This window comes from Variovorax sp. S12S4, assembly GCF_023195515.1.
Taxonomy (GTDB): domain Bacteria; phylum Pseudomonadota; class Gammaproteobacteria; order Burkholderiales; family Burkholderiaceae_C; genus Variovorax.
Genome location: NZ_JALPKR020000002.1, coordinates 2,157,937 through 2,182,841, shown reverse-complemented (window position 1 = coordinate 2,182,841; position 24,905 = coordinate 2,157,937). Strand labels below are relative to the sequence as shown.

Sequence of the window (24,905 nt, the reverse complement as noted above, 5' to 3'; positions counted from 1 at the left end):
TGGAAGAGAACTAGAGATTCGTCGCCACGGGCGCGGCGAACGGCGGAGACAACGGCACATCGGCGCGAACCGGGGGCGAGCCGTCGAGAAACTTCTCGGCGTAGTGGCAGGCCACCAGCCGCTCGTCGAGCGCGCGCAGCAAGGGCCGCTCCTCGCGGCAGCGCTGCGTCACATGCGGGCAGCGGGTGCTGAAGACGCAGCCCGTGGGCGGGTTGAGCGGTGAAGGCAGCTCGCCCTTGAGCACGATGCGCTGGCTGCTCAAGCCCGGCGTGGAAGCAAGCAGCGCCTGCGTGTAAGGGTGCAGCGGCCGCGCGAAGATGCGCGCCTTGGGGCCCTGCTCCACCGCATGGCCGAGGTACATCACCAGCACATCGTGCGCAATGTGCCGCACCACGCCGAGGTCGTGCGAGATAAAGAGATAGGCCAGGCCGAGCTCGGCCTGCAGGTCGGCCAGCAGGTTCAGCACCTGCGCCTGGATCGACACGTCGAGCGCCGACACCGGCTCGTCGGCCACCAAGAGGCGCGGCTCCAGCATGAGCGCGCGTGCAATGGCAATGCGCTGGCGCTGTCCGCCGGAGAACATGTGGGGATAGCGGTTCGCGTATTCGGGCCGCAGGCCCACACGCGCCAGCATGTCGCGCGCCTTGGCGGCGCGCTCGGGCTTGCCAAGGCTCGTGTTGATGGCGAGCGGGTCCTCCAGCACGGTCGATATCTTCTTGCGCGGATTGAGCGACCCATAGGGGTTCTGGAACACCAGCTGCACGGCCTGCCGCAGTTCGCGCCGCTGGTCGGGCTGGGGGCTCACCGCGTCATGACCGACCAGCGTGAGCTGCCCAGCCGTCGGCTTTTCGATCAGCGCGACCATGCGCGCGAGCGTGGACTTGCCGCAGCCCGATTCGCCGACCACGGCGAGCGTGCGCCCGCGCTCGATGCGAAAGGAAATATCGCCGACGGCGCGCAACTGCGCCGGCGGGCGGAACAGGCCGCGACGCACGTCATAGGTGCGCTGCAGGTTGCGCGCTTCCACGACGACGTCGCCCGGCAGCGCGCTCACGACAATGCCTCCACCACCTTGGGCCGGTCCGCCTCGATGGCCGCCATGCGCCCCGGCTCGCCGAGCGGAAAGTGGCAGCGCACCTGCGCGCCTGGCTGCGATGGCGCCGCACGCAGCGCCGGCCGCACGTTGCAGGCCTTGGTTGTCACGTAGCTGCAGCGCGGCGCAAAGAGGCAGCCCTCCGGACGGTCGTGCACGCCCGGCACCACGCCCGCGATGGTGGCCAGCCGTCCCTCGGGCACGGCGCGTTCGGGCAGCGCGGCCAGCAGGGCCTCGGTGTAGGGGTGCTGCGGATTTGCGAAGAGGCGATCCACGCGCTGCTGCTCCATGACCTGGCCCGCATACATCACCGCAATGCGCTGCGCCATTTCGCTGACCACGCCCATGTTGTGCGTGATGAGCACCAGCGCCATGCCGCGCTCTTTCTGCAGCTCGCGCAGCAGGTCCAGGATCTGCGCCTGGATGGTCACGTCGAGCGCGGTGGTCGGCTCGTCGGCAATCAAGAGGCGGGGGTTGCAGGCAATGGCCATCGCAATCATCACGCGCTGGTTCATGCCGCCCGAAAGCTGGTGCGGATAGCTGCCCAGGCGCGACGAGGCGGCGGGTATGCCGACCTGCTCGAGCAACTCGGTTGCGCGCTTCCTTGCGGTGCGCTTGTCCAGATGCAGGTGCAGCCGCAGCGTTTCCATGAGCTGGAAGCCGATGGTGAAGCAGGGGTTGAGACTGGTGGTCGGCTCCTGGAAGATCATCGCGACCTCTTTGCCGACCAGCGTGCGGCGCGCCTTGTCGGAAATGCCGAGCAACTCCTTGCCCGCAAAGCGCATGTGGTCCGCGCGCACGCGACCCGGAAAGCCGACGAGGCCCATCAGCGCCATCATCGTCACGCTCTTGCCCGAGCCCGATTCGCCGACGATGCCGAGCACCTCGCCTTCCTCGAGCGAAAGGCTCACGCCGTCGACCGCGTGCAGCACGCCGCCCTGGGTGGGAAATTCGACGTGCAGGTCCTTGATGTCCAGGAGCATGTTCATCTCTTGAGCTTCGGGTCGAGCGCGTCGCGCAGGCCGTCGCCGAGCAGGTTGAAGGCCAGCACGGCCGCAAGAATCGCCAGGCCCGGAAAGGTGACGACCCACCAGGCGCGCAGCACGAACTCGCGCGCGTCGGCCAGCATCGTTCCCCATTCGGGCGAAGGCGGCTGCGCGCCGAGGCCGATGAAGCCCAGCGCCGCCGCGTCGAGGATGGCGGTGGAGATGCCGAGCGAAGCCTGCACGATCAGCGGCGCCGCGCAGTTGGGCAGCACTTCGCGGAACATCAGCCGCAGCGTGCCGGCGCCGCTCACGCGCGCGGCGGTCACATAGTCGCGCGAGATCTCGGCAATGACCGCCGCGCGCGTGATACGCACGTAATGCGGCAGCACGACGATGGCCACCGCGACCATGGCATTGATCAGCCCCGGCCCGAGAATCGCGACGATCACGATGGCCATCAGCAGGCTGGGCATCGTGAGCACGATGTCCATCATCCGCATGATCGCGATCTCCAGCACGCCGCGAAAGAAGCCCGCGACCAGCCCGAGCACCACGCCGACGACCACCGACAGCGCCACCACCGCGACGCCAATGGACAGCGAGAGGCGTGCGCCGTACATCAGCCGCGAAAGAATGTCGCGCCCGATGGCGTCGGTGCCCAGCAGATAGCTCACGGAGCCGCCCTGCTGCCATGCCGGCGGCAGCAGGAAGACGGCGCTGTTGGTCTCGTTGGGCGCATGCGGCGCGATCCACGGCGCAAACAGCGCGACGAACAACAGCAGGACGATGGTGGCAAGGCCGATCACCGCGCCGCGGTTGGCCGAGAAGGCCGTCCAGAACTCGCGCCAGGGGCCGGGGGGTGCCGAGCCCCCTGCACTGCTTGAAACTGCGTGTGTCGTTGCCATGGGATCAGTCAGTGCCGGATGCGTGGATTGATGACGCCATAGGTCACGTCGACCAGCAGGTTGATCAGCATCACGATGCCGCCGAGCAGCAGCATGCCGCCCTGCAGCACCGGATAGTCGCGCCGCCCGATGGCCTCGATGAGCCACTTGCCGACGCCGGGCCAGGAGAAGATGGTCTCGGTGAGAATCGCCCCCGTAAAGAGCACGCCCACCTGCAGGCCGATGACAGTGACCACCGGGATCAGCGCATTGCGCAGCGCGTGCAGCCCCACCACCCGAAACCGCGAAAGGCCCTTGGCGCGCGCAGTGCGAATGTAGTCTTCGCCAAGCACCTCGAGCATGGCCGACCGCGTCATGCGCGCAATGACCGCGAGCGGCACGGTGCCGAGCACGATGGCCGGAAGAATCAGGTGATGCAGCGCGGACCAGAAGGCATCGGTCTCGCCGGCACGCAGCGCATCGATCAGAAGAAAGCCGGTCTGCGGCTCGACGAAATACTGCACCGAGATGCGGCCTGAAACGGGCGTCCACCCCAGCTGCACCGAGAAGAACAGGATCAGCAGCAGCCCCCACCAGAAGATCGGCATCGAATAGCCGGTGAGCGACGTGGCCATCACGCCGTGGTCGAAGATGGAGTTGCGCCGCACCGCCGCAAGAATGCCGGCCGGAAGCCCCAGCAGCAGCGCGAAGGCAATTGCGCACACGCCGAGTTCCATCGTGGCCGGGAACAGCGCCAGGAACTCGCTCATCACCGATTCCTGCGTGATGAGCGATTTGCCGAGGTCGCCCTGCAGCACACGGCCGATGTAGATGCCGTATTGCACGATCACCGGCTCGTCGAAGCCGTAAGCCGTGCGCAGCTGGGCGTGGCGTGCGGGGTCGATCCCGCGCTCGCCGGCCATGGTTTCAATGGGGTCGCCCGGCACCAGCCGGATGAGAAAGAAGGCAAGCAGCGTCATGCCGATGAAGGTCGGCACCAGCAAGCTCACGCGCGTGAGTAGGAAGCGAAGCATCGACCCGCAATATGCAAGATCGATGCCGCCGCCCTACCCGGGCCGAACCCTTACTTTTTGGCGTCGCGCAACTCGCGCCGCAGGATCTTTCCTACAGGCGTCTTCGGCATGTCGGTGCGGAACTCCACGATCCTCGGCTGCTTGTAACCCGTTAGGTTTGCTTTGCAGTATTCGCGAACCTGCGCTTCGGTCAGCGAAGGGTCCTTCTTGACGATCACGAGCTTGACGGCCTCGCCGGTCTTCTCGTCGACGATGCCGACGGCAGCGCATTCGAGCACGCCCGGAATCTGCGCCACCACGTCTTCGACCTCGTTCGGGTACACGTTGAAGCCCGACACCAGGATCATGTCCTTCTTGCGATCGACCACCTTGAAGTAGCCGCGCTCGTCGACCATGCCGATGTCGCCGGTCTTGAAGTAGCCGTCGGCCGTCATGACCTTGGCGGTTTCGTCGGGCCGCTGCCAATAGCCGGCCATCACCTGCGGGCCCTTGATCGCGATTTCGCCCGGCTGGCCCGGCGGCACTTCGCGGCCCTCGTCGTCGAGCAGCTTGAGCGAGGTGCTCGGTAGCGGCAGGCCGATGGTGCCGGTGTAGGCCTTGCTGTCAGTCGGGTTGCAGGTGGCCGATGGCGAGGTTTCCGAAAGGCCGTAGCCCTCGCAGATGGGGCAGCCGGTTTTCTCGAGCCAGAGCTTCGCCACCGCGGCTTGCACCGCCATGCCGCCGCCGACCGAGACCTTGAGGTTCTTCCAGTTGACGGTGTTGAAGTCAGGATGGTTGGCCAGCCCGTTGAACAGCGTGTTGACGGCCGGGAAGGTGTGGATCGTGTGCTTGGAGAGTTCCTTGAGCACCCCCGCCAGGTCGCGCGGGTTGGGAATAAGGATGAGCTTGCCGCCCGTGCGCATGCTCAGCATCATGCCCACCGTAAAGGCGAAGATGTGATACAGCGGCAGCGCGCAGACGCCGGTGGGCTGCTCGCCGGCCGGCACCTGCGCCATGGCCGGCTCGTTCCAGGCCTCGGACTGCAGCACGTTCGCGATCACGTTGCGGTGCAACAGCACCGCGCCCTTCGACACGCCCGTGGTGCCGCCGGTGTACTGCAGCACGGCGACGTCGTCGGGGCCGATGACCGGCACCTGAAGCGTGCGGCTCGCGCCCTGGTCGAGCGCATCGTTGAAGCGCACCGCGCCCGGCAAGCTGAACTGGGGCACCAGCTTCTTGACGTTGCGCACCACGTAGTTGACGAGCGCGCCCTTCAGAAACCCGAGCCGGTCGCCCATGGCCGCCAGCACGATGTGCTTGATGGGCGTGGCCGCGATGCACTGCTGCAGCGTGGTGCCGAAGTTTTCCATGATGACGATCGCCTTGGCACCCGAATCCTTGAGCTGGTGCTCGAGTTCGCGCGGCGTGTACAGCGGGTTCACGTTCACCAGGATGAGGCCGGCGCGCAGGATGGCCGCCACCGCAATCGGGTACTGCGGGCAGTTGGGCATCATGACCGCGACGCGGTCGCCCTTGGCCAGCGCCAGGCCTTGCAGGTAGGCCGCGAAGGCCCTGCTGAGCTTGTCGGTCTCCCCGTAGCTCACGTCCTTGCCCATGAAGCTGTAGGCCGTGCGGTCGGCGTACTTGGCAAAGCTCTCTTCCATGAGCGCCACCAGCGACGGGTACTGGGAAGGATCGATATCGGCAGGCACGCCTTGCGGGTAGCTGCCCAGCCAGGGACGATCGGTCATGGATGTGTCTCCTCCAAAAATCGAGTATTTGAAAAACGAAAACGGCGCACTTGATGGCGCCGCGATGATCTGGCCCGCACTGCGCGGGCGCGGAACCTTTGGCCTATTCGATGGCCTTGCCCATATCTTCCACTACTTTTTTCGCATCGCCAAAGACCATCATCGTCTTGTCCATGTAGAAGAGCTCGTTGTCCAGGCCGGCATAGCCCGCCGCCATGGAGCGCTTGTTCACGATCACCGTCTTGGCCTTGTAGGCTTCGAGAATGGGCATGCCGTAGATCGGGCTGCCCTTGGTGTGCGCGGCGGGGTTCACCACGTCGTTGGCGCCCAGGATGATGGCCACGTCGGCCTGGCCGAATTCGCCGTTGATGTCTTCCATCTCGAACACCTGGTCGTAAGGCACTTCGGCCTCGGCCAGCAGCACGTTCATGTGGCCCGGCATGCGGCCCGCCACCGGGTGAATGGCGTACTTCACGGTAATGCCCTTCTCGGTGAGCTTTTGCGCCAGCTCCTTCACCGCATGCTGCGCGCGTGCCACCGCCAGGCCGTAGCCCGGCACGATGACCACCGTCTCGGCATTGCCCAGCACAAAAGCCGCGTCGTCGGCGCTGCCGCTCTTGACCGGCCGCTGCTCCTTCGCGCCGCCCGTGGCCGCAGCCGCGTCGCCGCCGAAGCCGCCCAGGATCACGTTGAAGAACGAGCGGTTCATGGCCTTGCACATGATGTAGCTCAGGATCGCGCCCGAAGAGCCCACCAGCGAACCGGCCACGATCAGCATCGCGTTGTTCAGGCTGAAGCCGATGCCCGCCGCCGCCCAGCCCGAGTAGCTGTTGAGCATGGACACCACCACCGGCATGTCGGCGCCGCCGATCGGAATGATGATGAGCACGCCCATCACGAAGGCCAGCGCCAGCATCGCGAAGAAGGCGGGCCAGCTTTCGGTGAACATGAACACCAGGCCCAGGCCGATGGTGGCCACGCCGAGCACCAGGTTCAGCATGTGCTGGCCGGCAAACTGCACCGGCGCGCCCTGGAACAGGCGGAACTTGTACTTGCCCGACAGCTTGCCGAAGGCGATGACCGAGCCGCTGAAGGTGATGGCGCCGATGGCCGCGCCCAGGAACAGCTCGAGCCGGTTGCCCGCGGGAATCATCTCGCCCTTGGGCGTGATGTTGAAGGCGTAGGGCTCGGCCACGGCCGCCACCGCGATGAACACCGCGGCCAGGCCGATCATGCTGTGCATGAAGGCGACCAGCTCGGGCATCTTGGTCATCTCGACCTTGTTGGCCATGTAGGCACCCAGGCCGCCGCCCAGCACCAGCGCAACCAGCACGTAGCCCAGGCCGGTGAGATTGCCGCCCGCCAGCTTGTAGATGAGCGCACCGGTCGTCAGCACGGCAATGGCCATGCCGGTCATGCCGAAGATGTTGCCGCGGATGGAGGTGGTGGGATGGGAGAGGCCCTTCAGGGCCTGGATGAAGCAGATGCTGGCAACGAGGTACAGCAGCGTGACGAGATTCATGCTCACTTGGCGACTCCCTCTTCAGCCTTGGGTGCGGCCTTCTTTTCTTTCTTCTTGAACATCTCGAGCATGCGCCGCGTGACGAGGAAGCCGCCGAAGACGTTCACCGCGGCAAGCGCCACCGCCAGCACGCCCATGGTCTTGCCCAGGCCGGTTTCGGTGAGCGCCGCCGCGAGCATGGCGCCCACGATCACGATGGCCGAGATCGCGTTGGTCACCGCCATGAGCGGCGTGTGCAGCGCGGGCGTCACCGTCCACACCACGTGGTAGCCCACGTAGATGGCCAGCACGAAGATGATCAGGTTGATGACTGTGTGGGAAACGATGTCCATGGGTTCTTCTCCTCGTTCGAACGCTGGGGGGCCGCTTACTTCTTCGTGACCTGGCCGTCGTGCGCAACGCGGCAGGCGGCGACGATGTCGTCCTCGAGGTCGATCTTGAGCGCGCCCTCCTTGGTGACGATGAGCTTGAGGAAGTCCAGCACGTTGCGCGCATAGAGCGCCGACGCATCGGCCGCCACCAGCGCGGGAAGATTGGTTTCGCCCACGATGGTCACGCCGTGCTTCACCACCGTGCGGTCGGCCTCCGACAGCGGGCAGTTGCCGCCCACGCCGTCCGGCCCCTTGCCGGCGGCGATGTCGACGATCACCGAGCCCGGCTTCATGGACTTGACCATGTCCTCGGTGATGAGCGTGGGTGCCGCGCGCCCGGGAATGAGCGCGGTGCTGATGACGATGTCGGCCAACGCCACGCGCTTGGCCACCTCGACCTGCTGGCGCGCGAGCCAGCTCGCGGGCATGGGCTTGGCATAGCCGCCGACGCCCACCGCGGCTTCCTTCTCTTCGTCGGTGTCGTAGGACACCTCGATGAACTTGCCGCCGAGCGATTCGATCTGCTCCTTCACGCTCGGGCGCACGTCGGAAGCCTCGATGACCGCGCCCAGGCGCTTGGCGGTGGCAATCGCCTGCAGGCCCGCCACGCCGACGCCCAGGATGACCACGCGCGCCGCCTTCACGGTGCCGGCGGCGGTCATCAGCATGGGGAAGAAGCGCTGGTATTTGTCGGCCGCCATGATCACGGCCTTGTAGCCCGCAATGTTGGCCTGCGAGCTGAGCACGTCCATGCTCTGGGCCCGGGTGGTGCGCGGCGCGGCCTCGAGCGCAAAGGCGGTGAGCCCGGCCGTGGCCAGCCGCTGCAGGCCCGCGGCGTCGAAGGGGTTCAGCATGCCGATGACGACGGTGCCCGGCTTCATCAGCGCGGCTTCGGCGTCGTTGGGCGAGCGCACCTTGAGCACCATGTCGGCCCCGAAGGCGCCCGCCAGGTCGGTGATTTCAGCGCCGGCCGCAATGTAGGCGGCATCGGTGACGCTGGCTGCAACGCCGGCTCCGGACTGCACGCGAATGGTGTGCCCCGCAGTGACAAGTTTCTTCACCGTCTCGGGTGTAACGGCCACACGGGTTTCGCCGGCCGTCGTTTCGGCAGGCACGCCTATCAGCATAGAGATCTCCTCAGGGCAAGGGCAACACGGAACGCGGGCAGAGCTTACAGCAAGATTACGGCCATCACTGTCGCCTGAATCGCAGTATCTATTGGCTCTTGATGACCGTGATCATTGCGTTTGTAGCTACATAAATGCTAGCGGCGCCGCGCTCTGGAAACCTCGCCGCCCGTTTGCGCCGCTCGTCGGCGTGACGGCACTGCTGTTTTTTTGGGCAGGTCTCGCGCCTGCCCAATCGCCTGCGGCCCGCACGGCAAAGCGAAAGGCGCGGCCAGCCACTCAAAGCCCCGATATGTTTTCAATTGTTCTCAACTGCTTCCAGTTTGCTGGGAAAGAGTCCAATAACGTGCATTAATTGGACGCAACCTTTATTACCCCAGACGCAGATAGATACACTTCTTTCTCGACAGCACTCAGAGGCTGGCATGGTCGGCAGAAGGGGATGGAATGCGTATTGCAGTACTTGATCACGAGCCTGATCAGCTTCAACTGATCAACCAGGCAATGGCGGGGTTCGGGCACGAATGCCACCCCTACACCGAAGGACGAACACTGCTGCAGGCCCTGCGCCGGCAAACCTTCGATCTGCTGATCCTCGATTGGGGGCTGCCCGACATCCGGGGCATCGACGTGGTGAAGGCCGTGCGCAACGAGCTCAAGAGCCGCCTGCCTATTCTTTTCGTCAATGCCCAACGCGACGACCCCGACGTGGTCGAAGGGCTCAATGCCGGCGCCGACGACTTCATGGCCAACCCCGACCGCGCCAGGGAACTCGAAGCCCGCGTCAACGCCCTGCTGCGCCGCTCGTACCCCGCCCAGCACGAAGCCGAACTGGTGTTCGGCGACTATCACTTCTATCCGCCCTCGCGCATCCTCAAGGTCAAGGGCGTGCAGGTCGACCTGAAGAACCGCGAGTACGAACTGGCCCTGTTCCTGTTCCAGAACCTGGGCCGCCTGCTGTCGCGCGAATACCTGCACGAGGCGGTGTGGGGACTTGGCGTGGAAGCGCTCTCGCGTTCGCTCGACACCCATATCTCGCGCCTGCGAACCAAGCTGGCCTTGCGCCCGTCGAGCGGATTCCTGCTGCTGGCCATCTACGGCATGGGCTATCGGCTGGAAACCGTCGAGCCGAACACCCGTTCCAGCAGTCTCGCCCGGTAGGCCGCCAACGGTTTGCCGTGCCGTATCGGCGGTGCGGGTAGCGTCGGATCTAACCGGCGGGGAATCTCCGCCGGGATACTGTCTCCAACCGCTTCATTCCACCGCCGTACCAGAAATGAAGCCAATGCACCCCACAACCCGGCTGCTGCTGACCGCTGCAGTGCTTTGGAGCCTTCTCGTCGGTACCGCGGCTGCGCAGGACGTGGAGGCCAGCGACATGGTGCAGGGCGGCATGCAGGCCATCCAGATGATCGACCAGGGCAAGGCCGAGGAACTCTGGTCCGGCGCCACCCAGGCCACCCGAAAACGCGTGACCCGCACCGACTTTGTAGCCAAGCTTTCCAAGAGCCGTTCGCCGCTCGGTGCGCCTTTGCAGCGAACCTGGGTCGCAGTCAACCGGCAGGCCGTGGCCGACCCGGACACCGACACGGCCGGCCAATATGTCAGCATCGAGTACGAGACCCGTTTCAGCAACAAGCCGGATGGCACCGTGCGCGAACTCGTGAGCTTTCACCTGGATCGCGATCGCATCTGGCGCTTCAGCAGCTACGTGCTGCGCTAAAAAAACCATTGCAATGACGACTCCGCGCTGGAAACCCAATGTCACCGTGGCCGCGGTGATCGAGCAGAACGGCCGCTTTCTGCTGGTCGAGGAACAGACGGCCCAAGGGCTCCGGCTCAACACGCCGGCCGGGCACCTCGACCCCGGCGAGTCGCCCGTCGAAGGCTGCGCCCGCGAAACGCTGGAAGAAACCGCTCACGCCTTCACGCCCACCGCGCTGATCGGCATCTACATGGCGCGCTCGAGCCACCGCACCGGCAGCAAGGAAGACGTGACCTACATGCGCTTTGCCTTTGCCGGGAGGCTCGGTGCGGAAGAAGCCGGCCGGCCGCTGGACGAAGGCATTGTCCGCACCGTGTGGATGAGCGCGGATGAAATCCGCGCCAGCGTGCCGCGCCACCGCAGCCCGCTGCTCTTGCAGTGCGTCGAAGACTATCTGGCCGGCAAGCGGTATCCGCTCGATCTGATCCACGTCGACGAATCGGTGCGCTGACAAACGGCGCTGCGCACTGCGGCAGGCGAATCAGACGATGACGCCGCCCCCGAGGCAGCGCTCGCCATCGTAGAGCACGGCCGATTGGCCGGGCGTGACGGCCCACTGCGGTTCGCCGAAGCGCAGGCTGAAGGCCGCCTCGCTACCGGCATCCTCCACCCTGGCCATGTCGCAGGCCGCATCGGCCTGGCGGTAGCGCGCCTTCGAGCCATAGCTGCCCGGCGCGGGCGCCTCGCCGGAAACCCAGCTCGCATCGCCCGCCGTGAGCGCGGAAGACAGCAGCCAGGGATGGTCATGGCCCTGCACCACCCACAACGTGTTCTTCTCGACGTCCTTGCGCGCCACGAACCACGGCGAGTGGTCGCCCGATCCGCGCTGCGCCCCCTTGTCCTTGACGCCGCCGATGCCGAGCCCCTGCCGCTGGCCCAGCGTGTAGAAGCTCAGGCCCTGGTGCTCTCCGAGCTTGCGTCCGCGGTCGTCCTTGATCGGCCCCGGCTCCTTGGAGATGTAGCGGTTCAGGAACTCGCGGAACGGCCGCTCGCCGATGAAGCAGATACCGGTCGAATCCTTCTTCTTCGCGTTGGGCAGGCCGATCTCTTCCGCAATGCGGCGCACTTCGGTCTTGTGCAGTTCGCCCACGGGGAACAGCGTTTTCGACAGCTGCGCCTGGTTGAGCCGATGCAAAAAGTAGCTCTGGTCCTTGGCCGGATCGAGCCCCTTGAGCAGTTCGTGCTTGCCCGTGGCCTCGTTCAGCCGCACGCGCGCGTAGTGGCCGGTGGCGATCTTCTCGGCGCCCAGGCGCATCGCATGGTCGAGAAAGGCCTTGAACTTGATTTCGGCATTGCACAGCACGTCGGGGTTGGGCGTGCGGCCGGCCTTGTATTCGCGCAGGAACTCGGCGAAGACGCGGTCCTTGTAGTCGGCAGCGAAATTGACGTGCTCGATCTCGATGCCCAGCACGTCGGCCACGCTGGCGGCGTCTACGAAGTCGATGTTCGACGAGCAGTATTCGCTGTCATCGTCGTCTTCCCAGTTCTTCATGAAGATGCCGACCACCTCGTGCCCCTGCTTCTTGAGCAGGTGCGCCGTCACGGCGGAATCGACTCCGCCGCTCAGTCCCACCACGATCCGTTGCTTTTCCATAAGCCCGCCATTGTCCCAGCCCCGCGCCGGGGCGGGCGGCGTGGGGGAAATCAGCCCTGGCTGCGCAAGCCGGCCAGCAGCTCGTACGAGCGCAGCCGCGCCACGTGGTCGAACACCTGCGAGGTGATCATCAGCTCGTCGGCGCCGGTGCGCTCGATGAAGGCCTGTACGCCTTCGCGCACCCTGGCGGGCGAACCCACGGCCGAGCACGACAGCACCGAATCGAGCAGCGCGTTCTCCGCCGGGCCCACCTTCTGCCGGTAGTTCTCGACAGGCGGCGGCAGGCGTCCCGGCCGGCCGCTGCGCAGGTTCACGAAGGCCTGCTGCCATGAGGTGGCGCGGAACTCGGCCTCTTCATCGGTATCGGCCACGAACACGTTGAAGCCCAGCATCACGTACGGCTTCTGCAACTGGGCCGAAGGCTTGAAGGTCTCGCGGTAGATCTGGATCGCCTGCATGAGCTGCTGCGGCGCAAAGTGCGAGGCAAACGCATAGGGCAGGCCCAGGTGCGCGGCCAGCTGGGCGCCGAAGGTGCTCGAGCCCAGAATCCACACCGGCACCTCGAGCCCCGCGCCGGGCACCGCGCGCACGGGCTGCTGCGGTTCCTTGGACATGAAATCCATCAGCTCGACCACGTCCTGCGGAAAGCGGTCGGCGTCGGACTCGAGATTGCGGCGCAGCGCACGCGCGGTGCGCTGGTCGGAGCCGGGCGCGCGGCCCAGGCCAAGGTCGATGCGCCCCGGGTACAGCGACTCCAGCGTGCCGAACTGCTCGGCAATCACCAGCGGCGAATGGTTCGGCAGCATCACGCCGCCGGCGCCGATGCGGATGGTCGAGGTGCCCGCGCCGATGTACGACAGCAGCACCGCGGTCGCGGCGCTCGCAATACCCGGCATGCCGTGGTGCTCCGCCAGCCAGTAGCGCGTGTAGCCCAGCTTTTCGCCGTGCTGCGCAAGCGAGAGCGAGTTGCGGAACGACTGCGCGGCGTCGCTGCCCTCGGTGATCGGGGAGAGGTCGAGGATCGAGAACGGAATCATGGGCGCCATCATGGCGCGAACCGCTCAACGCCGCCGCGGCGGGGCTATTCGGTTTGGTATAGCGTCGAAACGCTCGCAAAATCCCGCCCGTTCTGCTCCACGTCCACCTGGAACGGCACGCTCTCGCCCGGCGCAATGGCCGGCAGGTTCTGCACCTGCCTGAAGCCGGTGAGCTGCCCGTTGCGGTCGCGCAGACTCACCCACAGGCGCACCTTGCCGACCACGTTGTTGCCCGGGTTCTTCACCGTGCCCGTGACCTCCACGCTCTTGTAAGTGAAGCGCTGGCTGAAGTTGAGCAGCACGCTGCCCGTCTCGGCCTTGGTGCCCGTGACCTGCACCTCCAGCGGTGCGCGCGGGCCCGGCAGCGCGGCGCGGCGCATCGGCTTCCACTCGACTCGGGTCTGGGTGATGCGCTCCACGGCGTTCGGCTCCAGCAATATGGGAAACCGCTCGCCCGGGTACAGGTAGGCCAGCCCCGCAATGGCGGTGGTGCCGTCGGCCTTGCTGCCGCCAAAGCGCGAGATCACGCCGCCCGGCGCCACCACCACCGCGTCGGCGCTTCGGTTCACCAGCTCGGTCAGGAACAGCGGCCGCTGGATGTTGCTGCGCCCCGCCACCAGCGGCAGCAGTTCCAGCTGATTCGCATCGAAGCGCTCGCTGTCCTCGGCCAGCAGGTCTTCGGTGCTCAGGCGCAGGTCGGGGTTGAAGCTTTCCGGCGCTCCCGCGGCGCGCACCAGCCGCTCGGCGTTGAGTACTGCGGTGCGCGAGCCGCCGGCATCGACGGTGTTGTAGCCGATGCGGTAGTCCCAGGCCGCAATGGCCGCCGCACGGCCGAAGCGGGCAATGCTCAGGTCCACCGAGGTCTGCGCGCCGGGCTTGAGCTCGTTGGCTTGCGCATAGCCGTGGCCCAAACCGATCACCTGCCCCGCGTCGTCGTACAGCGTGGCCAGCACGTCGATGCCGGAGAGCATGGCCGCATCCTTGCGCGCGTTGACGATGCGCCCCACCAGCCGCACCCGCTCGGCCTGCTGCACCAGCCGCACGCGCGCAAAGGTCATGCGCTCGCCTTGCACAGCCTTGTAGGGTTCGGCCAGCTTCTGCACGGTCAGTTCCTGGCGCGTGACGTTCTTGCCGCTCGGCATGTCGATGAGCGCCGGCACGCTCTCGCCCGGCTCGAGCACGGAAACCGGCAACGTCTCGGTGCGCTCTTCAACGCGGTTGTCGCCGTCGTAGTACACGGCCTTGATGCCGGCACGTGCGAGCGGCTTGCCCGTGTCGTTGCGCGCCACCACCAGCAGCTTGGGCACGGCCGAGCTGCCGCCGCCCACCAGCACCTGGCGCGGCTCGCCGAGCTTCAGGCCGTCCGTCGGAATGGTTCTATCAACCGGCGGCGCAACCACGGGCCGTGCCGCGGAAGCGTTTGTCGATGGCCGCGGGCCGGCCAGCATTCCGATCACCGCGCTCACCAGCAGCACAACCGCCACGACGGCCACGCCGATGCCGGCATTGCGCAGCATGGCCTTGCGCCGCTGCACCTCGTCGGCCGCGAGCCGGCGCCCGGCCTCGTTCTTGACCTGTTCGAGCACGCGGTCGAGCCGGTCGGAAACGTTGTCCTCCACCAGCGTCACCGAGCCGCAGTGCTGGCAGGCGTACTGGTTCAGGCCGGTGCGCTTGAGCGCGTTGCTGCCGCATTCGCCGCACTTGAGCGTCTGGAGATCGATGGTCATGACGCGCTTTCGATGTTGTTGTTCTTCTTGTGCTCCGAGGCGGCCAGCCACGCGGCAAGCCCGTCGCGGCGCATGCACTCGGCCAGCGCGAGCTGCAGCTGTGCGCCTTCGTGCAGGTCTTGTTCGGTGGTTTCGTAGTGCATCTGGTAGAGCGCATCGCCCTCTGCTTCGCCCATGCCGTGCAGCGCGGCAACGCGGCCGGCCAGGTCGGAGGTCTCCTGCGGCTTGAGGCGCGTGAAGGCCTGCCGCAGATCGGGCAGATGCGCCACAAAGGCTTCGGCGTCCCAGCCCTGCACCAGGCCGTCGAGGCCTTCGAGCAGCGCAGGCAGGCGCAGCAGCAGTTCAGGCGCCGCGGCCATTACCCCGTTGAGAAAACGCACCGCTTCGCGCGGCTCTGCGCCCGCGCCGAAGCGCCGGCGCACCACGGTGTCGAGCGCGTTCTCGTCCCAGTGCCCGTCAAGGTACAGCAGGGCCGAAGCAGCGCCCGCCACGGCGGGCGCTACCGATGCGCCGGTCGCGAATCGTTCGAGCTGCGTTCGCAGCAGGTCGAGGTCGATGGCACCGTCGCCGGCTTCCCCCAGTTCGGCTTGCAGCGAGGCCAGCAGGCGCCCAAGCTCGCGCAGTGAAAGCAGTTGCTTCACCGCGCCCGTCTCACCCTCTTCGGGGCAACCGCCCACATCGGGCAGCAGGAACAGCGCCGCGGGCCACACTCGCTCCAGCAGGCTGCGCAGCTGCGGATGCTGTTGCACGCCCAGCGGCTCCCGCGCACGCCAGAGCGTGACGAGCCGGTGCCCGCACTCGACCACCGAGCCGAGCGAGGCATCTTCGTCGAGGTGCGTGGACAGCATCGACAGCAGCTGGGGAAGGCGCGACTGCAGACCGACCAGGCAGGCGCGCATCAACAGCGCCACGGCCGCGCTCGCGCTGCGTCCGCGGCCCTGGTCGGAAAGCGCGGCTTCTTCCTTGCGCAGCTTGGCCATGCAAACGGCCCCCACGCTTGCGCCTTCGGCCGCCAGCTCGATGAGCCGGGCCTCCACCAGCGGCGACCAGGCGGCACGCCACTCTTCGAACAGCAGGTGCAAGCGGCTGTTGCCAAGAAAATCCGGCCCCGCGAGCCAGGTGCCCAGCCCCGCGTCGAGGTACGCCATGGCATGGAAGAAGCGGCTGCGCTCGCGGTGCGAAGGCTTGCGATAAAGGTCCAGCCGCGCCACGCGCGCGGTGCTGTCGTCCAGCCGCACGCCGGCCTGGCGGGCGAGCCTGCGCGCATCCTCGATCAGCGGGGGCGAGCCTGCCGAAGGCGGCACGTCGCCGATGCGCGTGCCGCTCAGAAAGGAGCGCAGGTCGGCGGTAAAGCCACGTGTGCCTTCGTCGATGGCGCCCTTGATGAAGCAGGAGCGGATCGCATCGAGCAGGTCCTGCCGGCCGGGACCGGCATTGCCGCGCAGCGCCGCAAGCCGCATGGCCTGCGCGGCGGCGGCCTGCACGAGCGCGGTGGACACCGCATCGGCATGGTCCTGCGCGCGGGTCTGGCGCGCAAAGCGGGTGAGGCTGTCGAGCGCCACCGCGGTGAAGGGATCGGCCTCGCCGGCTTCGAGGCGTTCCCACACCTGCTGGTAATAGCCGGGCGACGGCATGCCCGAGGCATAGCCGTTGAGCGCGTCGAGCCGCTCGAAGCTGTAGCGGATCAGCCATGCGTTGTCCGGTGCGTCCTTGCCGGCGGGCGCCTTCGAGGGCTTGGCCTTCTGCCACCGGTTGACCAGCTCGAGCGTGTGGAAGCCGCCGGTGACGACCACGATCGGCCCCTCGACCTCGTTGCGCCAGCGGCGGATGTGCGCCGCCATGTGGCGCTCCCGCGGCAGGCTCAGCTCGGCCTCGAGCACCTCGGGCTCGTAGTCGAGCCGCGCCATCGCGCACCAGCTGAACACGTCGGAGAAGAAAGCGCGCCAGTCGCCGAGAGCGGCCGACGTGCGCAGTTCGAACAGCCGATCCCACAGCTCCTGGTGGTCGACGCAGCCGAGCTGGGCGGCCATGGCGTTCAGGTAGCGGCTGTGTGCGAAATGGCGCTCTTCCATCAGGCTGCGCGCTGTGTCGCGTGCATCGCCCTCGCCCTTCGCCTTCCTCGCCTTCGTCGCGATGCCAGGCCTTGTCGCTCCAGGGAAGATCGATCAGCCCCAGGCGTGCGCCGAGCGCCGCGCCTTCGCGCACGGCAATCCACTCGGGGCTGTAGTCGCAAAACGGAAAGAACGACGCACGCGATTCCGTGCGCGTCTTCTCTTCCGAGTCGGGGTCGTCGACCGGCACCTGCCGGGTGCTCTGGCACAGCCATGCAACGGGAGCCTTGGTCCGTGCGTGCTGCAGCAGCGGCAGCAGGGCGTTCAGGTCGTCCGGTCCTTCGACCAGCACAGCCGCCGGCCTGATCTCGCGCAGCAGCGCCCTCAATGCGAATGCGCAGGCCGGGCTGTGGTGCCTCACGGGCACGAAGAACACGCCCTCGCCATCCTCGCCGAACAGCCGGCCGCGCGCGGCTTCCAGCGCCGCAGGCAGAACGCTGCTGGCTTCCGCAGCTACTGCCACAGCGCGCGCGCCGCGTCGTGAAAGGTCTTCCATTGCGCCTCGCGCTTGCCGCGTTCGCGCACCACCGTGTCGAAGTAGTGGCGCACGCGCTTCACGTCGTCGGTGCTGTCCTTCAGAACCACCCCTTGCAGCTGGCCCGCGATCTCGCGCGCAGTGAGCTGGCCGCCGTTGAAATGGCGCGCCTGCAGGGCCGCCGCATAAGCCACGTTCACGGCCTCCGCGGTGGACATGACGGCATCGAGGCCCTTGATGGCGGTGCCATCCTGCGTCTGGCCCGAGCGCAGTTCCTGGAAGGTGGTGACCAGCAGCGCCACCACGTCGCGCGGCACATCGACCGGCGATTCGCCGCCGCCGTCGAGTTCGCGCTTCAACTGGGCCATCACCAGCTCGACCTCGAACGAATGGTCGCGGATGGGCTTTACCGTTTCGAAGTTGAAGCGGCGCTTGAGCGCGGACGACATCTCGTGCACGCCGCGGTCGCGCAGGTTGGCCGTGGCAATGATGTTGAAGCCGCGCTGTGCATAGAGCCGGGCATCGTCGCCCAGCTCCGGAATCATGAGCTGCTTGTCGCTCATCAGCGAAATCAGCACGTCCTGGATCTCGGGCGGGCAGCGCGTGATTTCCTCGAAGCGCACCAGCTTGCCCGCGCGCATGGCCTGGTAGAGCGGAGAAGGCACCAGCGCGCGCTGGCTCGGCCCCTCGGCCAGCAGCAGCGCGTAGTTCCAGCTGTACTTGATGTGGTCTTCGGTGGTGCCGGCCGTGCCCTGCACCGTGAGCCCCGAATCGCCGCTGATGGCGGCCGCGAGCAGTTCCGAGAGCAGCGACTTGGCGGTGCCCGGCTCGCCCACCAGCATCAGGCCCTGGTGGCCCATGAGCGTGACGATGGCGCGGTCCACCAGCGGATCGTCGCCGTAGAACTTGCGGCTCACCTGCAGCTTCTCGTCGCCGAGGATGAAGCGCCGCACCGCGCGCGGCGAGAGCTTCCATCCGGTGGGCCGCGCATCGGTGTCGGCCGCATGCAGGCGCGCAAGCTCGTCCGCATAGCGCGCCTCCGGGGCCAGGCGCACGGCCTGCGTTGCAGGGGAAGAAGACGGTGATGTGCCGGTGCTCATGATGGTGTTGCTGCTGGTTGCTTCTGTAGGTCGGCGTGGGTGATCGTAGCCGCTGGTGCGGTGGCGATCGAGGCACGCAGCGCAGCGCGCAGGCCTTCCACGTCTCCCGCCCTGACCTGGCGCACGCCCGCAAGACCTGCAAGGCCGCAGGCGGTCGAGGCCACGACCGGCACATGGGCCGCCAGGGCGCGGAGGAGCGCGCGCGGCGCATGCTCGACATGGGCTGGCAGCACGACCACGCAAGCGCCGCGGAGCCAGTCGCCGCCGCGCCAGTCCATATGGTCGACGCGGTCGATGCCGCGCCACATTTGCGTGTCTCCCGAGGGCGAGCCCAGCACGCGCAGGCGGCAGGGCCAACCCTGAAGCGCGGCAGCCAGTTCGCGCGCGCCCTTGCGGGCAAGCGAACTCGCGGCAAACACGATCAGCGGCGGTTCATCGCTCGTAGCAACAGGTTGTGCGTTGGATTGCACGGCCGGTTGCACCCAGTCGAGCCGCACCACCGAGGCCTGCGGTGCAGCAAGGGACAGGTGGTCCGCGGTTTCCGCATGCGGCGTAACCAACGCCGCCGCCCGCGCCAACGCGGCACCCTCGGCCCGCACCAGCGCGGGCGCGGCGCGAAGTCGCGCAGCGTGGCGTCTTCGGGCCATTGGCGTGCGGCCGCATCGAGCCGCCGTTCGATCTCCGCCATTGGCAAGGCGCCGGCCAGCACCGTGATGCGGCGGCCGTCGAGTGCGCCGGTCTGCTGAAGGTGCGGGAGCAAGGCCTGGTCCACCACCAGTTGCGTGTGTTCGGGTTTCAGGCGCGCGGCAAAGGCAAGCGCCAGCCAGCGCTGGCCATCGATCAGGCTGGCCTGCCGCCGGCCTGCGTGGCGCGCCCAGAGCCGCTGCCACAGTGCGCGGCGCAGGCTCGTCCACCAAGGGCGGATCGCCGCGGAGCCGTCCGGCCGAAGGGCGGCTGGCAGCGGCCGCCAGAAAGCGAGCCGCATCGGCACCGGCTGCATGCGGTCTGCACCGGCATGGTGTGCGTCCAGGTAGCGCGCAAATTCGGGCGTGACGGCATCGAGCAGCACAGCCGTGCGCCCTTGCTGTGCAACCAGGGGCGATGGCCGATGGCGAAAGCAATCCGTCTGCTCGCAACTCAGGCAGCCGCGTGCCATCGGCAGCGCCTGGCTGGCGCCCTTTCGCACCACCCTCGGCATGCCGGGCGGCGCCACCGGCACCGCCAGGGACGAACGCGCACGAATGCGCAGCACCAGCTCGGTGGCGGTCAGCTCCACCTCGAGCCGCCAGTCATGCCTGGCGCGCACCTTCAGGTCGACGTAGTTCCAGAACACCGTTGCGTCGACTGCATCGTCCGCGGCTTCGGCCGCCTGCTCGACCCGCGCCGTATGGCCATGCCGCTCCACGAGCTCAAGGCCCGCACGCGCCGCGGCGGTGGCAAGCGCGTTGGACAGCTGGCAAAGGCCGCCGGCCAGCGTAGGCACCACGCAACCCGCACGCAGCTCCCGGCCCGCCACGAAGCCGCGCCCTGCGCCCGGCCGGCCCAGCTGGCGCCAGAAGCTCAGCACCTCGCCGGCCGGCACCTCGACAGCGTCGAAAGCGCGGCGCGCCACGCGCAGGTTCTGCACCTTGCCGGCCACCAGAGGGAATTCGTCATCGCGGCCGTCGGACCAGAGCGCGGTGCGGTACTGCGCCAGCACGGGCGCATCGGCCAGGGCCTGAGTGCCGCCAGGCCAACGCCGTGCCGAAGGCCGCAGCGCCTCGCGCAATGCATGAGCCGTAGCCAGCAGCCTGGAGCGCAGCCAGAAATCGACAGCGTCGATGCGGCGCGGCGGCTGCCAGACTTCGGCGCTCACACCGAGGGGCCTCGCTTGCGCCACTGGCCCAGGTCGGCTTCGATACGCTGGCTGACGTCGCCGTTCCAGCGGGCCTCGAAACCGGCCGCGCGCAACAGCTCGACGATGCGGTGGCCGATGGCGACGGTGTTGGCCTCGCGCTGTTCGATCTCCGGGATCATGCCGCCGCTGAACGCCAGGTGCATGCGGCCGGTGCGCACCGCAGAGTCCAGGTCCTGCGAGTGATAGAAGCAGCAGCCGCGAGTGCCCGATTCCAGGCGCCCCGCGGCGCGCCACTGTTCGCGCACATCGTCATGGCCGTCGGACAGCGTGTTGCCGGCGCGGTGCAGGGCAATGATCTTTTCGCTGCGCAACTGGGCGAACACGGCTTCGAGGCGGTCGTACTCCGTCTGCTCGGGCCACCGGGCCTCGTCGGCACGCTTGGCGGCGCAGATGCGCGCGGCCTCGGCCTTGACCCAGGCGCGGTCCTCGCCCGTGAGCTCGTCCGGGTCGAGATACTCGTCGGTGATCAGCCACTCGACGTCGGCATCGGGATAAAAGCCGCACCACACGAGCTCGTGGATGCGTGCGCGCGTATCTTCAGGGTCGAGTGTGAGGGCCATGCGTGTTGGGATTGCCGACGGTTACCAAGGCATCTTCTTTTCCCAGCCCGCATCGAACCCGGCGCAGGCCTGGGCAATGGCCAGGTAATCGGCATAGGCCTCGGCCAGCAGCACCGGCGGCACGCTCGACAGCGGCAGCGCACGGTCGCTGTAGCCGCGGGTCTTCATGTCCTCGAAGCCCAGTGTCTTGAGCGCTGCGGGCACGTTTTCCTCCGGCAGGGTATTGCCCGAGAACTCGATGGCCACGCGCACGCCGGCCGATGAGAATTCCTTGGTGTACTGATAGAAGAAGCCGCCGTCCTCGGCCTGCGCGCGCTGGTAGCCGAGCTTGGCAAAGCTGCCGCGCAGCGTGAAGGTGTCGCTGATCCAGCCCAGCCGGTCGTTGATCTCGCTCACCGGCTGGCTCTTGTCGTCGATGAACGCCACAGCCGGCGGCTTGCGCGTCATCTGGGCGAAGAGCGGCACCAGCTTGTAGTCCTTGAAGTGCTTGTTCCACGCGGCGGCCGTGGCCTCGTCCACCAGCGAGGCATGGCCCAGGCGCAGCTGGCTGTCGGCCGCGAGCTCGACCTCGTCGTCCTGCGTGTCGATCAGGCTGCCGTCCTCGGTAGGGCGGAAGCTGCCGCGCACCGCGCCTTCCGCGTCCAGCTCGAGCCACACGAGCCGCTGTATCAGCCGCCCGGCAATCGGGTGCCGGTGCAGGTATTCGCGCCACTCGGCCTGCGGCCAGACGCGGCCCGTGCACATGGCCTCGAACAGCCGCGCGGTCTGCAGGTCGATGACCTGCTTGAGCTCTTTCTTGCTGGTCGAGAACTGGGCCTTCGCGTCCTTGATGAGGGCGGGGTCATCGTTCTGGCGCGGCTCGGGCAGCGCCTTGACGACCTTGCCTTCGGGGTTGCGCAGTTCGGGCTTCATCGCGGCGTCGAGCACCATGGTGAAGATGCGGTCGCCGTACGCGAGTTCGAGCTTGCCGGTGTCGTCCAGGCCCGCGGTGGGAATGGTGCGGTCGGCGAGCTGGTCCTGCGTCCAGCTGTTGCGGTCGGCAATCTGCTGCACCAGCGCGCGCGCCTTCTCCTGGACCGAGGCCGTGCGGTAGCGGCGCGATAGGCCCAGCAGCAGCTGGATCACCACGGGGTCGTTGCCCGGCGCCACGCCTTCGAGCATGGCTTCGATCTGCGACCGGCGCTGATAGTGGTCGCGCATGTACTGCTGCAGCAGCGTGACGACCTCGTGCCCCGGTGTGTGGGCCGTCAGGGCGAGGATGCCTTTTTCACCGATCGCGCTGCCGAGGTATTCGCTCATCTTCTCGCGCTTGCACTCTTCGAAGACCTGATCCTGCGTCTTCTGGAAGTCGGCTTCGTAGTACTGCTTGTGCTCGGCCTTCGCGTTCTGGTAGCGCTGCTGGTTGCCCTGGTAGCGCTGCGGCGCGTTGGCGTTGGCATGCGCAATGCCTTCGTCGAGCGTGGGGTGGCGCGTGTCGTGCGCAATGAACTGGCGCAGCACCAAACTGCCGACGGCCTGGCGACTGGCTGCGTCGAGCAGGCCGAGGTAGCGCGTGAGCAGCGCGTTGCCGCCCGGTTCCTTGAGCTTGCAGGCGAGCACCACCCACCAGCGCACGATCTCGGGTTCCACCGGGCTGCCGTCCAGCCATTTGCAGGCGGGCAGTGCGTCGAGGGAGAACCACGCAAGGCCAGCCGGAGGCTTGGCCTTCAGGCCCTTCTTTGCTTCAGCCAGAAGAATCGCAGGCCCAAGGCGCGCGGAGATGTCGTCGCCCAGCGCCTCGAGCGCCGTGAGATAGGCCGCACGCACGGTCTCGCGGGTTTCCTTCTCGAGCGCCTTGGTAATGGCGGGCACGGCATCGGCGTACTTGAGCTCGGCCAGCCAGTTGGCGGCCTCGATGCGCACCTCGCTCTTGGTGGAGCCGAGCGACTCGACCACGCGCCGGCCGATGTCGGGCAACATCGACAGCGCCTTCTGCGCGGCGGCGCGGTGCGTCTTGCCTTCGCCGAGCGCCAGTTCCATCACGCGCGGCAGCCAGCGTGCCTGCACAGTCGGAAAGATGGCCAGCGTGCGCAGCGTGGCGTTCAGGTCGAGCTGGGTCTGGCGGCCTTCGCGCTTTGGCGGCGCGACAAGGCCCAGGCCTTCGTCGATGTACTCGGGGTGCTCCGCGAAGAAGGGCCACACGCGGTCGGCGGGCAGCACCTCGACCGCCGTGGGTTGGTTCCAGTACTGGTAGAGCGCGGTGTGGGCCACATCGTCGATCGGCATGCCGGAGCGCTGGAGCAACTCGGCCAGCGCGCGCAGGTCGACCGAGCCCACGGGCTGGCGCCCGAGCCATTTGTGAAAGCCGTCGTCGAACCAGAAGCTGCTCCAGTGGCGGGAGACGGCCAGCCAGCGGATCAGGTGCGGCATGCCGAACCCAGGCATGGACTGCAGGCGATTGCCGAAACCCACCACCTGGTGCAGTTGGCCGTTCTTCACGCGGTTCTGGTCGTGCTTGCTGCCCTGCCCGTTGAGCACGCGCACGGCCACGCGCATGTCCTCGTCGGTGAGCTTCTTGTGGGCGGCGTAGTTGTCCTGGCGCCACTTGTACCTGTAGGTCTGCTTGGAGGCCTTGTTCTCCTCGATCTCGGCCTCGGCCGCGAGGCGGTTCTTCTCGAGCAGCTCGAGTCGGTTGGCAATGAGCAGTTGCACCGCCTCTTCACCGAGCGGAATGTCCTCGAAGGGCTGCCATGCCGGCGGCTCGGGCAATTCGAGCTCGCCCGCATCGCCCGCCGCGTCGAGCCGCGACATGGCCGAGCGGATGGCCTGCTGCACGGCCTTGCTGGTCTCGGTGCCGGCCGCAGCGTCGAGCAGCGCGCGCGCGGCGTCGCCCGGCAGGCGCGCAAGCAGTTCGGCGGCCTGCGTCCGCTGGGTGGTGTCGCCGTCTTTCAGCAGTTGCCCGAGGAGTTCGAGCCGCTGCGCCTCGGCAATGCCCTCCAGGTGCGGCGTCGCCTCGGCGCGCACCGTCTTGCTGCCGTCGATGGCCAGGCGCACGAAGAGCGGTGCAAAGTCGTTCAAGAGCGCCTTGTCCTTGCCGATGCGCCTGGCCAGCAGAACGCGGCCCGCGGCCGACAGCTTTGCAGGCAATGCCTCGGTGGCCTCGCGCTGGCTGCGCATGTAGTCGGCCACGGCAGGGGCGTCGACCAGGCCGTCGAGCCGGTCGTGGTACCAGCTGTCCAGGCCCTTGCGCTCGAAGACCTCCTGCAGCGCGAGGTGCGGGTCGAGCCCTTCGTGCGCGAGCAGGGCGGCAATGAGATGCACGTTCCACGCGGGCCGGTGCTTGGCAAGATCGCGGTCGGCGGCGTTGCTGGAGCCGCTCTTGTTGAAGCTCGCGAACACCGCGTCGTTGACGAGGTACTGAAGCCACTCCGGCACCGGCGCGCCGGGATGCTCGAGCGATTGCCCGCCGTCGGCCGCCGCAAGCAGCTTGCCCAGCCGCACCAGCACATCGAGCGGGGGCGCACCGGCATTCACGCTGGCGTAGAAGCGGCCGCGCTGCTCGAGGCTCTGGTTGCCGATCTTCTCCAGCGGCTTGTTCTGGTAGTTGCTGTAGCCCCAGCGCAGGCGGCCGGGGTCTCCGAGCAGTTGCCCGGGCTCGAAGGACCTGGCAGCCTGCAGATCGAGCAGCACGGTTTCCTGCGTGCCGTCGACGAGGAATGCGGCGGCCTTGTCGGGCAGCTCCTTGCCTGCTTTTTCGAGCGGCTCGAAGGCCTGCTTCAACAGCTGCGCCTGCTCGCGCGTCAGGCCGTTGGCGGCTGCGGGGCTGGCGCCGCCCGTGACGGCGCCCAAGATCTTGTCCAGAAATCCCATGCGTTCTCCTCGTTCTCCTGGGGGCTGATTTTGGCAGTTGGGC

At 67.4% G+C, this 24,905-nt stretch carries 20 protein-coding genes and 1 pseudogene; 3 read left to right on the top strand and 18 right to left on the bottom strand.

Annotation, left to right across the window (positions count from 1 at the left end; all coding sequences use genetic code 11):
• Positions 1-10: 10 nt before the first annotated feature.
• The 8 genes from M0765_RS10825 to M0765_RS10790 form a co-directional block, all read right to left on the bottom strand.
• Positions 11-1,054, bottom strand: a complete 1,044-nt coding sequence (locus M0765_RS10825) for a peptide ABC transporter ATP-binding protein (RefSeq protein WP_337296504.1) — start codon at positions 1,052-1,054, stop codon at positions 11-13.
• Positions 1,051-2,082, bottom strand: coding sequence for an ABC transporter ATP-binding protein (locus tag M0765_RS10820; protein WP_258503633.1), 1,032 nt, complete (start codon positions 2,080-2,082; stop codon positions 1,051-1,053). Before M0765_RS10820 ends, M0765_RS10825 begins: the two co-directional genes overlap by 4 nt.
• Entirely contained in the window at positions 2,079-2,984 is a 906-nt protein-coding gene (locus M0765_RS10815; protein ID WP_258503631.1) for an ABC transporter permease subunit, read from the bottom strand. The genes M0765_RS10820 and M0765_RS10815 overlap by 4 nt, the downstream gene beginning before the upstream one ends.
• Positions 2,985-2,992: 8 nt before the next feature.
• Positions 2,993-3,997: an ABC transporter permease subunit gene (locus M0765_RS10810; RefSeq protein WP_126748824.1), complete on the bottom strand. Its 1,005-nt coding sequence runs from the start codon at positions 3,995-3,997 to the stop codon at positions 2,993-2,995.
• A gap of 50 nt (positions 3,998-4,047) precedes the next feature.
• Entirely contained in the window at positions 4,048-5,727 is a 1,680-nt protein-coding gene (locus tag M0765_RS10805) for a long-chain-fatty-acid--CoA ligase (protein WP_258503630.1), read from the bottom strand.
• Positions 5,728-5,830: 103 nt separating this feature from the next.
• Positions 5,831-7,255 carry an NAD(P)(+) transhydrogenase (Re/Si-specific) subunit beta gene (locus M0765_RS10800; RefSeq protein WP_258503628.1) on the bottom strand — a complete coding sequence of 475 codons (1,425 nt, stop codon included), beginning with the start codon at positions 7,253-7,255 and terminating at the stop codon, positions 5,831-5,833.
• On the bottom strand, positions 7,252-7,581 hold the full coding sequence (locus tag M0765_RS10795) for an NAD(P) transhydrogenase subunit alpha (protein WP_126748827.1): 330 nt from the start codon (positions 7,579-7,581) through the stop codon (positions 7,252-7,254). The genes M0765_RS10800 and M0765_RS10795 overlap by 4 nt, the downstream gene beginning before the upstream one ends.
• 35 nt (positions 7,582-7,616) lie before the next feature.
• Complete coding sequence (locus tag M0765_RS10790) at positions 7,617-8,747, bottom strand: Re/Si-specific NAD(P)(+) transhydrogenase subunit alpha (RefSeq protein WP_258503626.1); 1,131 nt, start codon at positions 8,745-8,747, stop codon at positions 7,617-7,619.
• A gap of 447 nt (positions 8,748-9,194) precedes the next feature.
• Here M0765_RS10790 and M0765_RS10785 point away from each other — a divergent pair, with 447 nt between their 5' ends.
• The 3 genes from M0765_RS10785 (at position 9,195) to M0765_RS10775 (ending at position 10,963) form a co-directional block, all read left to right on the top strand.
• Positions 9,195-9,908 (top strand): response regulator transcription factor, encoded by a 714-nt coding sequence (locus tag M0765_RS10785; protein WP_258503624.1) that lies wholly within the window; start codon positions 9,195-9,197, stop codon positions 9,906-9,908.
• Between the two features lie 124 nt (positions 9,909-10,032).
• Positions 10,033-10,470 carry a DUF4019 domain-containing protein gene (locus tag M0765_RS10780; RefSeq protein WP_258503622.1) on the top strand — a complete coding sequence of 146 codons (438 nt, stop codon included), beginning with the start codon at positions 10,033-10,035 and terminating at the stop codon, positions 10,468-10,470.
• Positions 10,471-10,483: 13 nt separating this feature from the next.
• Complete coding sequence (locus tag M0765_RS10775) at positions 10,484-10,963, top strand: NUDIX hydrolase (RefSeq protein WP_258503621.1); 480 nt, start codon at positions 10,484-10,486, stop codon at positions 10,961-10,963.
• A gap of 30 nt (positions 10,964-10,993) precedes the next feature.
• Here M0765_RS10775 and mnmA read toward each other — a convergent pair whose 3' ends face one another.
• From mnmA to M0765_RS10725, 10 genes and pseudogenes are all read right to left on the bottom strand, one after another.
• Positions 10,994-12,106 carry a tRNA 2-thiouridine(34) synthase MnmA gene (gene mnmA / locus M0765_RS10770; RefSeq protein ID WP_258503620.1) on the bottom strand — a complete coding sequence of 371 codons (1,113 nt, stop codon included), beginning with the start codon at positions 12,104-12,106 and terminating at the stop codon, positions 10,994-10,996.
• A gap of 50 nt (positions 12,107-12,156) precedes the next feature.
• Positions 12,157-13,143 carry an LLM class flavin-dependent oxidoreductase gene (locus tag M0765_RS10765; RefSeq protein WP_126748833.1) on the bottom strand — a complete coding sequence of 329 codons (987 nt, stop codon included), beginning with the start codon at positions 13,141-13,143 and terminating at the stop codon, positions 12,157-12,159.
• A gap of 44 nt (positions 13,144-13,187) precedes the next feature.
• Entirely contained in the window at positions 13,188-14,870 is a 1,683-nt protein-coding gene (locus M0765_RS10760; protein ID WP_258503619.1) for an FxLYD domain-containing protein, read from the bottom strand.
• The gene (locus tag M0765_RS10755; RefSeq protein WP_258503618.1) at positions 14,867-16,942 is read right to left on the bottom strand and encodes a DUF5682 family protein; all 2,076 of its coding nucleotides are present in this window, start codon (positions 16,940-16,942) and stop codon (positions 14,867-14,869) included. Before M0765_RS10755 ends, M0765_RS10760 begins: the two co-directional genes overlap by 4 nt.
• A 112-nt stretch (positions 16,943-17,054) precedes the next feature.
• Positions 17,055-17,477, bottom strand: a pseudogene (locus tag M0765_RS10750) (DUF5682 family protein); the annotation flags it as partial.
• Positions 17,435-18,556 (bottom strand): ATP-binding protein, encoded by a 1,122-nt coding sequence (locus M0765_RS10745; protein WP_258503617.1) that lies wholly within the window; start codon positions 18,554-18,556, stop codon positions 17,435-17,437. The pseudogene M0765_RS10750 and the gene M0765_RS10745, both read right to left, overlap by 43 nt.
• The gene (locus M0765_RS10740) at positions 18,553-18,975 is read right to left on the bottom strand and encodes a glycosyltransferase (protein WP_258503616.1); all 423 of its coding nucleotides are present in this window, start codon (positions 18,973-18,975) and stop codon (positions 18,553-18,555) included. The genes M0765_RS10745 and M0765_RS10740 overlap by 4 nt, the downstream gene beginning before the upstream one ends.
• 2 nt (positions 18,976-18,977) lie before the next feature.
• Positions 18,978-20,411 carry a VanW family protein gene (locus tag M0765_RS10735; RefSeq protein WP_258503615.1) on the bottom strand — a complete coding sequence of 478 codons (1,434 nt, stop codon included), beginning with the start codon at positions 20,409-20,411 and terminating at the stop codon, positions 18,978-18,980.
• Positions 20,408-21,013, bottom strand: coding sequence for a DUF6891 domain-containing protein (locus M0765_RS10730; protein ID WP_258503613.1), 606 nt, complete (start codon positions 21,011-21,013; stop codon positions 20,408-20,410). The genes M0765_RS10735 and M0765_RS10730 overlap by 4 nt, the downstream gene beginning before the upstream one ends.
• 21 nt (positions 21,014-21,034) lie before the next feature.
• Positions 21,035-24,862, bottom strand: coding sequence for a DUF4132 domain-containing protein (locus tag M0765_RS10725; protein ID WP_258503612.1), 3,828 nt, complete (start codon positions 24,860-24,862; stop codon positions 21,035-21,037).
• Positions 24,863-24,905: the final 43 nt, after the last annotated feature.

Bases quoted from the DNA above. Each gene is read 5' to 3' on its own strand.
- M0765_RS10820 (WP_258503633.1), bottom strand. From the start codon at position 2,082: ATGAACATGCTCCTGGACATCAAGGACCTGCACGTCGAATTTCCCACC.
- M0765_RS10815 (WP_258503631.1), bottom strand. From the start codon at position 2,984: ATGGCAACGACACACGCAGTTTCAAGCAGTGCAGGGGGCTCGGCACCC.
- M0765_RS10810 (WP_126748824.1), bottom strand. From the start codon at position 3,997: ATGCTTCGCTTCCTACTCACGCGCGTGAGCTTGCTGGTGCCGACCTTC.
- M0765_RS10805 (WP_258503630.1), bottom strand. From the start codon at position 5,727: ATGACCGATCGTCCCTGGCTGGGCAGCTACCCGCAAGGCGTGCCTGCC.
- M0765_RS10795 (WP_126748827.1), bottom strand. From the start codon at position 7,581: ATGGACATCGTTTCCCACACAGTCATCAACCTGATCATCTTCGTGCTG.
- M0765_RS10790 (WP_258503626.1), bottom strand. From the start codon at position 8,747: ATGCTGATAGGCGTGCCTGCCGAAACGACGGCCGGCGAAACCCGTGTG.
- M0765_RS10785 (WP_258503624.1), top strand. From the start codon at position 9,195: ATGCGTATTGCAGTACTTGATCACGAGCCTGATCAGCTTCAACTGATC.
- M0765_RS10780 (WP_258503622.1), top strand. From the start codon at position 10,033: ATGCACCCCACAACCCGGCTGCTGCTGACCGCTGCAGTGCTTTGGAGC.
- M0765_RS10775 (WP_258503621.1), top strand. From the start codon at position 10,484: ATGACGACTCCGCGCTGGAAACCCAATGTCACCGTGGCCGCGGTGATC.
- mnmA (WP_258503620.1), bottom strand. From the start codon at position 12,106: ATGGAAAAGCAACGGATCGTGGTGGGACTGAGCGGCGGAGTCGATTCC.
- M0765_RS10765 (WP_126748833.1), bottom strand. From the start codon at position 13,143: ATGATTCCGTTCTCGATCCTCGACCTCTCCCCGATCACCGAGGGCAGC.
- M0765_RS10760 (WP_258503619.1), bottom strand. From the start codon at position 14,870: ATGACCATCGATCTCCAGACGCTCAAGTGCGGCGAATGCGGCAGCAAC.
- M0765_RS10755 (WP_258503618.1), bottom strand. From the start codon at position 16,942: ATGGAAGAGCGCCATTTCGCACACAGCCGCTACCTGAACGCCATGGCC.
- M0765_RS10745 (WP_258503617.1), bottom strand. From the start codon at position 18,556: ATGAGCACCGGCACATCACCGTCTTCTTCCCCTGCAACGCAGGCCGTG.
- M0765_RS10730 (WP_258503613.1), bottom strand. From the start codon at position 21,013: ATGGCCCTCACACTCGACCCTGAAGATACGCGCGCACGCATCCACGAG.
- M0765_RS10725 (WP_258503612.1), bottom strand. From the start codon at position 24,862: ATGGGATTTCTGGACAAGATCTTGGGCGCCGTCACGGGCGGCGCCAGC.